The sequence below is a fragment of the uncultured Blautia sp. genome, from assembly GCF_902497045.1.
In the GTDB taxonomy this organism is placed as follows: Bacteria; Bacillota; Clostridia; order Lachnospirales; family Lachnospiraceae; genus Blautia_A.
In genome coordinates, this window is record NZ_CABVDF010000122.1 from 1 (window position 1) to 8,319 (window position 8,319).

The following is an 8,319-nucleotide window of genomic DNA, read 5'->3' on the forward strand; positions in this document are numbered from 1 at the left end:
CTCTAAAATACATATAGTCCGTTTATATTTTATCATATTCTGCAAAGGATCTGTAATATCGTTTCCGATATTTCAATTCTGCATAGGCAGTAATCTCCTTCATATACTTCACATCAAAAGCTCCCCCTGCCACTCCCACAACAGGAATTCCCTGAAGAAACTTCATATAAAGCAGTTCTTTCGAAAGCAGTCCCGCTGTTTCTTCTATGATTTTATCCAGAGAGCATCCATCCAATGCCTTCTCATCCATCAGATAGGCATCTACCATCTCATTTGCCTTCTTCTGTTCTTCTCCATATGCAGTGGCTCCCTGGATCAGCAGAAGTATCCACTTTTTTTCTGTTTCTGTATCATAAGAATATCCGTATTTCAATGCAGTCTGATAAATACTGCGAAACAGAAAACCGGTAAATACCGGAATATCCGGAATTCCAACTCCTATCAGTCCCATTCCGATTCCTGCTGCACCAGAAGCAGCTGTATTCCATTTTCCTACTGAACCAGCCTGCTTTCGCATTGCCTTTAGAGATTTTCTGTCATTTTTAATCTGGTTCGCATAATCATGTATTTTAAAATCTTTTTCCAGTTCTTCTTTTTTGTAGGTCTTTTCAATAATAGAAACTCCTTTTACAAAAATAAGCTTAAAAGCATTGGAAAACGCTTTTTCCAACGTTTCCTGCAGCTTATCCGGAATCTTATCCTCCAGAAATCTGTTCAGCCGGCTGTTCTCTTTTTCCTGATGACGTTCCAGAAATCTCTGTTCCTGTTTTTTCAAAAGGAGCATTTCTTTTTGAATAGGTGTTTTTCTTTTTATCATAAATCGCTCCTGGTTCAGGTTTCTTTTATACAAAAAAAGCACTCCTCAAAAGGAATGCTCTTTTTTACATTTATTAAGCTAATTTCGCCGGGTTGATCTTCACACCAGGTCCCATTGTCGGAGCGATTGTTACGCTTCTCAGGTACTGACCTTTCAGAGTGCTCGGACGAGCCTTAACGATAGCTTCGATAAGCGTCTGGAAGTTGTCGCTTAACTGTTCCTCAGTAAAGGATGCTTTACCTACCGGAACATGGATGATATTGGTTTTGTCAAGACGATACTCAATCTTACCTGCTTTGATATCATGAACCGCTTTTGTAACGTCCATAGTTACAGTTCCGGCTTTCGGGTTCGGCATAAGACCTTTTGGTCCAAGTACACGACCCAGACGTCCTACAACGCCCATCATATCCGGTGTAGCAACAACAACGTCGAAATCAAGCCATCCTTCGTTCTGGATCTTCGGAATCAGGTCCTCAGCTCCTACGAATTCAGCTCCTGCAGCTTTTGCTTCCTCAGCTTTTGCATCCTTAGCAAATACAAGAACACGAACTTTTTTACCAGTTCCATGAGGCAGAACAACTGCACCACGGATCTGCTGATCTGCATGACGTCCATCGCAGCCTGTACGGATATGAACTTCGATAGTCTCGTCAAACTTAGCAACTGCTGTTTTTTTCACAAGGCTGATAGCCTCTGCGGTATCATATAATGTTGCGCGGTCTACTGCTTTCGCAGCCTCCACGTATTTCTTTCCTCGTTTCATTTCTATAACCTCCTGTGGTAATTGCGGGGATTTCCCTCCCACTTCATAATTGTAGTTTCTCTATTTGGCAATTCTGAGGGAAGATCAGTCTACAACTTCGATTCCCATACTTCTTGCAGTACCTGCAATCATGCTCATAGCTGCTTCAAGAGATGCTGCATTTAAATCTTTCATCTTCAGCTCTGCGATTTCCTGAACCTGAGCCTTTGTAACTTTTGCAACCTTGTTTTTGTTCGGTACGCCGGAACCGGATTTGATGTTAGCTGCCTTCTTAAGAAGAACTGCTGCCGGCGGAGTTTTGGTTATGAAGCTGAAACTTCTGTCTGCATAAACAGTGATCACAACCGGGATGATCAGATCGCCCTGATCTGCTGTTCTGGCATTGAACTCTTTTGTGAACTGTACAATGTTTACACCGTGCTGACCAAGAGCCGGACCTACCGGCGGTGCTGGGGTTGCCTTGCCAGCCGGAATCTGTAATTTAATATAACCTGTTACTTTTTTTGCCATTTTTCGGCACCTCCTATGTGGTATTGGCGGGGGTTTTTCCCTCCCACTTGAATGTGTTACGCTTTCTTAATCTCTGCGAAACTTATTTCTACCGGCGTTTCGCGGCCGAACAATTCAACATTGATGGTAACCGTCTGCTTCTGAGCATTGATCGCAGTAATAACTCCGGCAGTATCCTTCCAGGCTCCGCCTGTAACAACTACCATATCGCCTTCTGCAAAATCAACACGGATGTTCTCTTCCTTAATACCTAACGGAAGCATTTCTTCCTCGGTAAGCGGTACCGGCTTAGATCCCGGTCCTACAAATCCGGTTACGCCTCGGGTATTGCGGACAACATACCAGGTATCATCATTCATGACCATGTTGAGAAGCACATATCCCGGGAACATCTTTTTCTGAACCTGCTTCGGAGTACCGTTTCTCATCTCGACTACGTCCTCAAGGGGAACACGGACCTCCAGGATCTGATCCTCCAGGTGTCTGTTTTCAATTGTTTTTTCAATGTTGGCTTTTACTTTGTTTTCATACCCGGAATAGGTATGAACAACATACCATTTCGCTTCTGACATACAATCACCGTTATCCTTATTTTATGATAAGATTAATACCTTCCAGAATAGCTGAATCCATAATGCTGATCATCACAGCCAGAATAACCGTGACTAAAGAGACAACCACTGTCTGTTTCGCCAGTGTGGCTTTGTCTGTCCATACAATCTTGTTGAACTCTGCTTTCAGTCCCTTAAACCATGATTTCTTCTGGGTATTCTGAGTTTTGCCAGTAGATTTTTCTTTCTCTTGCATAGTTTAACCTCACAATTCTCTGTGATTACTTCGTTTCCTTGTGCAGAGTGTGTTTACGGCAGAACTTACAATATTTTTTAGTCTCAAGACGCTCAGGATGATTCTTTTTCTCCTTGGTCATATTGTAGTTACGCTGCTTGCACTCCGTACATGCCAATGTAATCTTAACGCGCACAACTTCCACCTCCAGTGTTTTCATTTGCATGGTCTTCTCTCTGCCGTCCCCTTGCTCACGCAGGTTTCCGGGCATAAAAAAAAGACCCAACTTCCATGTCGCTTGTCAAGTTTAGCACAGAATATATATTGAAGTCAAGCCTTTTCCTTTAATTTGCAGAGTTTTTCCGTATTCCACAAAAACAGCTTATTTTATTAGGAAACTCTTCTTTTTAAATTCCCCGGGATTCTTGATTTTCCCCTTGTCAACCGACATTTCCTAGTGTATGATAAGGGAGGTTCAGACCCTTTTCGACAATATTAATGGAAAAAGGGTCGTAATTAATTATATCTTTTTTCAATATAGGAGCGGATTTTATGTTTAAAAGATTCATGGATGACATGAAGAAGTATTGGAAATATGCCATATACTCTTCCAAGGCCCAGTTAAAATCCGAAATCGCCAATTCCTATCTGAACTGGCTGTGGTGGATTCTGGATCCTCTTTGCTTCATGTTGATCTACGTATTTATGTTCGGCTATGTATTTAAGTCCTCAGAACAGTACTTTGCAGTTTTCGTCTTTATTGGAATCACTTTGTGGGATTTTTTCAACAAATCTCTGATCCAGAGCGTAAAAGTGATCAAAAACAATAAAGCTATTGTTTCCAAAGTATATATACCGAAATTTATCCTTCTGATCATCAAAATGTGTGTCAATGGATTTAAAATGTCCATTTCTCTCCTTATCATTGTTGTTATGCTTTTTGTATGGAGAGTACCTGTTACATGGAATATTCTGTACTTTATTCCTATCCTTCTGACACTGTTTATGATTGTATTTGGTTTCGGCTGCTTCCTTCTGCATTACGGTGTTTTTGTAGAAGACCTGTCCAATGTCCTGAATATTGTCCTCAGACTTCTTTTTTATCTTACAGGTGTATTCTGGAGCATTATGGATCGTCTGCCGGCTCCATACAATGCATATATCGGAAAAGGCAATCCTATTGCATTCCTGCTGACCTCTATGCGTGAATGTGTATTGTATGGAACTGCCCCCAATCAGAAACTCCTTCTTGCATGGTTCCTGATCGGACTGCTGATCAGTATTCTTGGAATCCGCAAGATTTACAAAAACGAAAACAGTTATGTGAAGGTGATATAATATGGAAGAACAGCATGCGATTGAAGTCACTGATCTGGTGATCAGTTATCAGAATCTGAAAAAAACTTCTATTAAGAAAAGTCTTCTGCAGTTTAAACGCCGCAATGTAGACCGTTTTGTAGCCGTAAAAGGAATTTCCTTTTATGTACGTCAGGGAGAGATCCTTGGTATCATCGGTAAAAACGGAAGCGGAAAGTCTACTACACTGAATGCGCTTGCCGGAATCTTTTCCCCGGACAGCGGCACCATTGATCTGAAAGGACACAGCATCTCTCTTTTGTCTATCGGTGTAGGCTTCCAGAGAGAGATGACCGGAAGAGAAAACATTATTCTTTCCGGTATGCTTCTGGGATTTTCTGAAGAAGAAGTCAAGGCAAAAGAACCTGAGATCGTTGAATTTGCAGAACTGGGAGAATTTATTGATATGCCTGTAAGAACATACTCCAGCGGTATGTATTCCAAGCTGGCCTTTTCCATCACTGCCATTCTGGAAACAGATATCATGCTTATTGACGAAGTTCTCAGCGTTGGCGATCAGAAATTTAAAAAGAAAAGCTACAATAAAATGAAAAGCCTGATTTCCAACAAGGACCGTACTGTTGTCATTGTTTCTCATAGTATTGAAACTCTCAGAGAACTCTGTGATACTGTTATGTGGATGCATGATGGACAGATCAAGCGTATCGGTGAACCTACTCCGGTACTGGAAGAATATGTAAACTTTATGGAAAAAAGCTGACAGAACGATATAAAGAAAAAGACTGCGAGAAACTTTTCCGCAGTCTTTTTCTTTATATTTTTATTTCTTTCCTCTCAGAAACAGTTCATAAAATGTTTCCCTCAAGCCTCCCGGCACAATGCTTACCATGGTACGGACCACACAATTTTTTATATATCTTCCCTTTGTAATAAACTTTTTGTCCAATAGAAATCTCTGAAACCGCAGCAGCCAGCGCAGATAGGAAAGACCTCCTCTGCGGCTGTACATACCGTTTCCTGTACGCATATCAAGCACCGGCTCCTGAATATTATATCCTTCGGCACCGTTTATCAGCATGCGGACCCAAAGACAATAGTCTTCAAATCCAGGAAAATCCTGATAATTTCCCGCTTTCAGAACAGCTTCCCTGCGGTACATAACACAAGGATGATTAAACGGATTTCTTTTTTTTGCATAATCCCTTATCTCTTCCGGTGTTCTTGGAAGGATCCTGAACCGCTGCAGATCCCCAGGTGTCTCTGCAAATTCCTGAAGTGTTCCGCTGACAATGGAATATCCGTCTTTTTCTAATATGCGAAACTGTTTTTCACATCGATCCGGTCTGCTGATATCATCACTGTCCATTCTTGCAATAACAGAACAACGGCATCGCGGGATTCCTGCCCGCAGTGCATTTCCAAGTCCTCTGTTTTCTTTCAGCCTGATACACTGAAGCCTCTCTCCAAGCTTCTCCTGGGCCCACTGGATCACACTGTTCAGTTCTCTGGTAAGCGGGCCGTCACACACAAGAACGAAATCTGAAAACGGAAGTGTCTGATTCATCATGCTTTCTATACTCTGACGAAAAAAAACCGGATCCTCTTTTTTATAAACAGCCATCAGCACTGAATATGTTTCCTGTGTATTATCATGCATAGACTACTCCTTGATCCTTGTATTATGGTGATTCATTTCTCCTGCTTTTGGGGGATTCCAGTAGTCACCATACATCTGCTTCAATACAAAATCATAATCATAAGGTCCGCGAAGTTTTACATCCTCAAACGTATAATCTGCACCTTTCCCGTAATTGTTTTTATGGAACATTTCCTTTAGCTTATGAATTCCCATAAAATTCACAAGGTATGGGGACTGATCGTAATCATATTTTTTCATCAGGCGGTCCAGACGATCCAGTTCTCTGGATGTACGGAATATTTTTTCTACAGGAAAAATTTTCCCTGCCGTGATCAAAATCCGTTCATGAAAAGGTCTGTCCTGGCGTTTCATGTCAACATTTGTAGAAAAAAGTGAATAATTCACCCTGGCTCTTGCTGTCAAAAGGCGGAAACAATGGATTTTTCGCAGAATTTTATTTCCGGGCATTCCATCCAGCGGAAAAATATCGATCCAGGCATCTTTCTCTTTGTCTATCAGAGCAGATTCGTCCACCACCTTTACCCTACTGTCTGTCATCCGAGGAACATAATGGGTATACCCCTTTGTTTTCTGATAGCTGAGATAATGAAAATAATCCGGAAGTTCCTTTTCCACAATGGCCTCAAATTTTTCAAAATCCGGTCTTGGCATTCCCATATCCACATCATCGTCCCAGGGAATAAATCCTTTATGGCGCACGGCTCCCAGCAAAGTGCCTCCCAGCGCATAATATCTAAGATGATATTTCTTACAGATACGCAGAAACTCCTTCAGAATATCCAGTTCTACAAGCTGAAGTCTGCCCAGATCATCTCTGTTCTTTTCCTCTGTACGCTCACTCATTTTTTTCCTCCCCCGGCAGATCCCTTACAGAATCTTTCAGTGCATTTCTCTGATTATCTTCAACCCCCTCTGATACTTCCTTCTGGCAAAAAATCTTCACTGTCATGAGAAGAAGCTTCAGATCAAGGAAAAACGAATAATTTTCAATATAAAAAAGATCCAGCTTCAGTTTATCATAGGGAGTTGTATTATATTTGCCATAAACCTGGGCATATCCTGTCAGTCCGGCTTTTACTTTCAGACGGTAATAAAATTCCGGAAGTTCCTTCTGGTACTCATGCATAATACATTTTCGTTCCGGGCGTGGCCCTACCAGAGACATATCGCCCTTAAACACATTAAAAAGCTGCGGCAGTTCATCCAGATGAAGATTTCGAAGAACCTTTCCTACCGGTGTGATTCTGCTGTCATTTTTAGATGCCAGCTGCGCTCCGTTTTTTTCGGAATCCACACACATACTCCTGAATTTAAAAATACGGAATTCTCTGCCTCCCAGGGTCAGACGATCCTGACGGTAAAATATCGGGCCTCCGTCATAAAGCTTTACCATAAGCGCAATGATCAGCATGATCGGTGAAGAAAGCACGATTCCAATACCGGAGACAACAATATCCAGAAGTCTTTTCATAAATCTCTGTTCTATGGACAGCCCCATATTTTTTGCCACTAGAAGAGGTGTGTCAAACAGGTGGATTCGTTCACTTCCCATAAGGATCACATCCGATATCTTAGGACTCATATAACAGCGGATCGAATGTGCAAAACAATACTTCAGATATCGGTTTCTGATATTAGAAGGAAGATCCCAAATGATCACACCCTCATAATCACGCATCATTTTATGGATTTCTTTTTCTCCCACATTCACATGAACCATTCCGCTGATATTATATTTATCACTTCTGGAATTCATTTTATGGATCAGGTCTCCGGGATCCCGGTCTCCGTGGATCACCAGAAGCTTTCTGGCTCTGTACAGCTTTGAATAAATAAATCTGGATCCCCATATCCACAGAACAATGATCGCAAACTGCACAAAGGTCATTTGTATCATTGGCCACGGATCCAGAAACCATCGGTTGATCAGCGTGATCTGCAGATAAGTAATGATATTTGTACAGATCGTTGCCAGGATCATAGAATAGAATACATCGATCCTTTTCAGATATCCTACCCTGAGACCTCCGTAAAACTTGGAAAACATAAAGCTGATCAATCCATAAATAGCGATCAGAACCCAGTTTCCTTTTCTCCAGAAAGGTTCAAATATCAGCCCTCTGTAAAAATCATACCAGATATAGGCAAATACAGCTGTCTGGGCAACGATCACAATGCTGGCCAGACAATATACAACAAATCTCTTAAAATCGTCTCTGTTCTTCACAAAAGATCCCTCTTATTTTCTTTATCCGAGATACTTTCCTGCATCCGGATCAGTTTTATTTTTTCCTTTTAACCCTGTTATTATAACGTATTACTGAGATTCCGTCCAGTGATTCACAGATTCTTCATTCTGGCTCTCAACAAAAAAGGATTCATGTGTATTTTATACCAGTTTTTTGTCGAACGCTTGATTTTCTTGTCATATTTTACATATTTATTTCATTTTGTTCCGATATT

11 protein-coding genes are annotated in these 8,319 nt (G+C 41.3%); 2 read left to right on the top strand and 9 right to left on the bottom strand.

Annotated elements, in window-relative coordinates; translation table 11 throughout:
• Nucleotides 1-22: 22 nt before the first annotated feature.
• The 6 genes from RDS42_RS09540 to rpmG all read right to left on the bottom strand — a co-directional run bounded on the left by RDS42_RS09540 (nt 23) and on the right by rpmG (nt 3,075).
• Complete coding sequence (locus RDS42_RS09540) at nt 23-817, bottom strand: EcsC family protein (RefSeq protein WP_308783462.1); 795 nt, start codon at nt 815-817, stop codon at nt 23-25.
• Between the two features lie 73 nt (nt 818-890).
• Nucleotides 891-1,583, bottom strand: a complete 693-nt coding sequence (gene rplA / locus RDS42_RS09545; protein ID WP_308783463.1) for a 50S ribosomal protein L1 — start codon at nt 1,581-1,583, stop codon at nt 891-893.
• Between the two features lie 84 nt (nt 1,584-1,667).
• A complete protein-coding gene (gene rplK, locus RDS42_RS09550; RefSeq protein WP_177297084.1) occupies nt 1,668-2,093 on the bottom strand; it encodes a 50S ribosomal protein L11 in 426 nt (141 codons plus the stop codon).
• A gap of 56 nt (nt 2,094-2,149) precedes the next feature.
• Entirely contained in the window at nt 2,150-2,665 is a 516-nt protein-coding gene (gene nusG / locus RDS42_RS09555; RefSeq protein ID WP_308783464.1) for a transcription termination/antitermination protein NusG, read from the bottom strand.
• A 16-nt stretch (nt 2,666-2,681) separates the two neighbouring features.
• Nucleotides 2,682-2,900 (bottom strand): preprotein translocase subunit SecE, encoded by a 219-nt coding sequence (gene secE / locus RDS42_RS09560; protein ID WP_308783465.1) that lies wholly within the window; start codon nt 2,898-2,900, stop codon nt 2,682-2,684.
• A 25-nt stretch (nt 2,901-2,925) separates the two neighbouring features.
• On the bottom strand, nt 2,926-3,075 hold the full coding sequence (gene rpmG / locus RDS42_RS09565; RefSeq protein WP_156355411.1) for a 50S ribosomal protein L33: 150 nt from the start codon (nt 3,073-3,075) through the stop codon (nt 2,926-2,928).
• 356 nt (nt 3,076-3,431) lie between these two features.
• On the opposite strand from rpmG, the gene RDS42_RS09570 reads away from it, so the two are divergent.
• Together RDS42_RS09570 and RDS42_RS09575 are read left to right on the top strand one after the other, a co-directional pair.
• The gene (locus tag RDS42_RS09570; RefSeq protein ID WP_308783466.1) at nt 3,432-4,217 is read left to right on the top strand and encodes an ABC transporter permease; all 786 of its coding nucleotides are present in this window, start codon (nt 3,432-3,434) and stop codon (nt 4,215-4,217) included.
• A 1-nt stretch (nt 4,218) separates the two neighbouring features.
• Nucleotides 4,219-4,956: an ABC transporter ATP-binding protein gene (locus RDS42_RS09575; RefSeq protein ID WP_308783467.1), complete on the top strand. Its 738-nt coding sequence runs from the start codon at nt 4,219-4,221 to the stop codon at nt 4,954-4,956.
• Between the two features lie 60 nt (nt 4,957-5,016).
• Here the strand turns inward: RDS42_RS09575 and RDS42_RS09580 are convergent, their stop codons facing one another.
• Genes RDS42_RS09580 through RDS42_RS09590 form a run of 3 tightly spaced genes read right to left on the bottom strand, consistent with a single transcriptional unit; the run spans nt 5,017 to nt 8,083 of the window.
• Nucleotides 5,017-5,853: a glycosyltransferase gene (locus RDS42_RS09580; RefSeq protein WP_308783468.1), complete on the bottom strand. Its 837-nt coding sequence runs from the start codon at nt 5,851-5,853 to the stop codon at nt 5,017-5,019.
• Nucleotides 5,854-5,856: 3 nt separating this feature from the next.
• Nucleotides 5,857-6,699, bottom strand: coding sequence for a LicD family protein (locus RDS42_RS09585; RefSeq protein WP_308783469.1), 843 nt, complete (start codon nt 6,697-6,699; stop codon nt 5,857-5,859).
• On the bottom strand, nt 6,692-8,083 hold the full coding sequence (locus tag RDS42_RS09590; protein ID WP_308783470.1) for a sugar transferase: 1,392 nt from the start codon (nt 8,081-8,083) through the stop codon (nt 6,692-6,694). Before RDS42_RS09590 ends, RDS42_RS09585 begins: the two co-directional genes overlap by 8 nt.
• Nucleotides 8,084-8,319 lie beyond the last annotated feature (236 nt).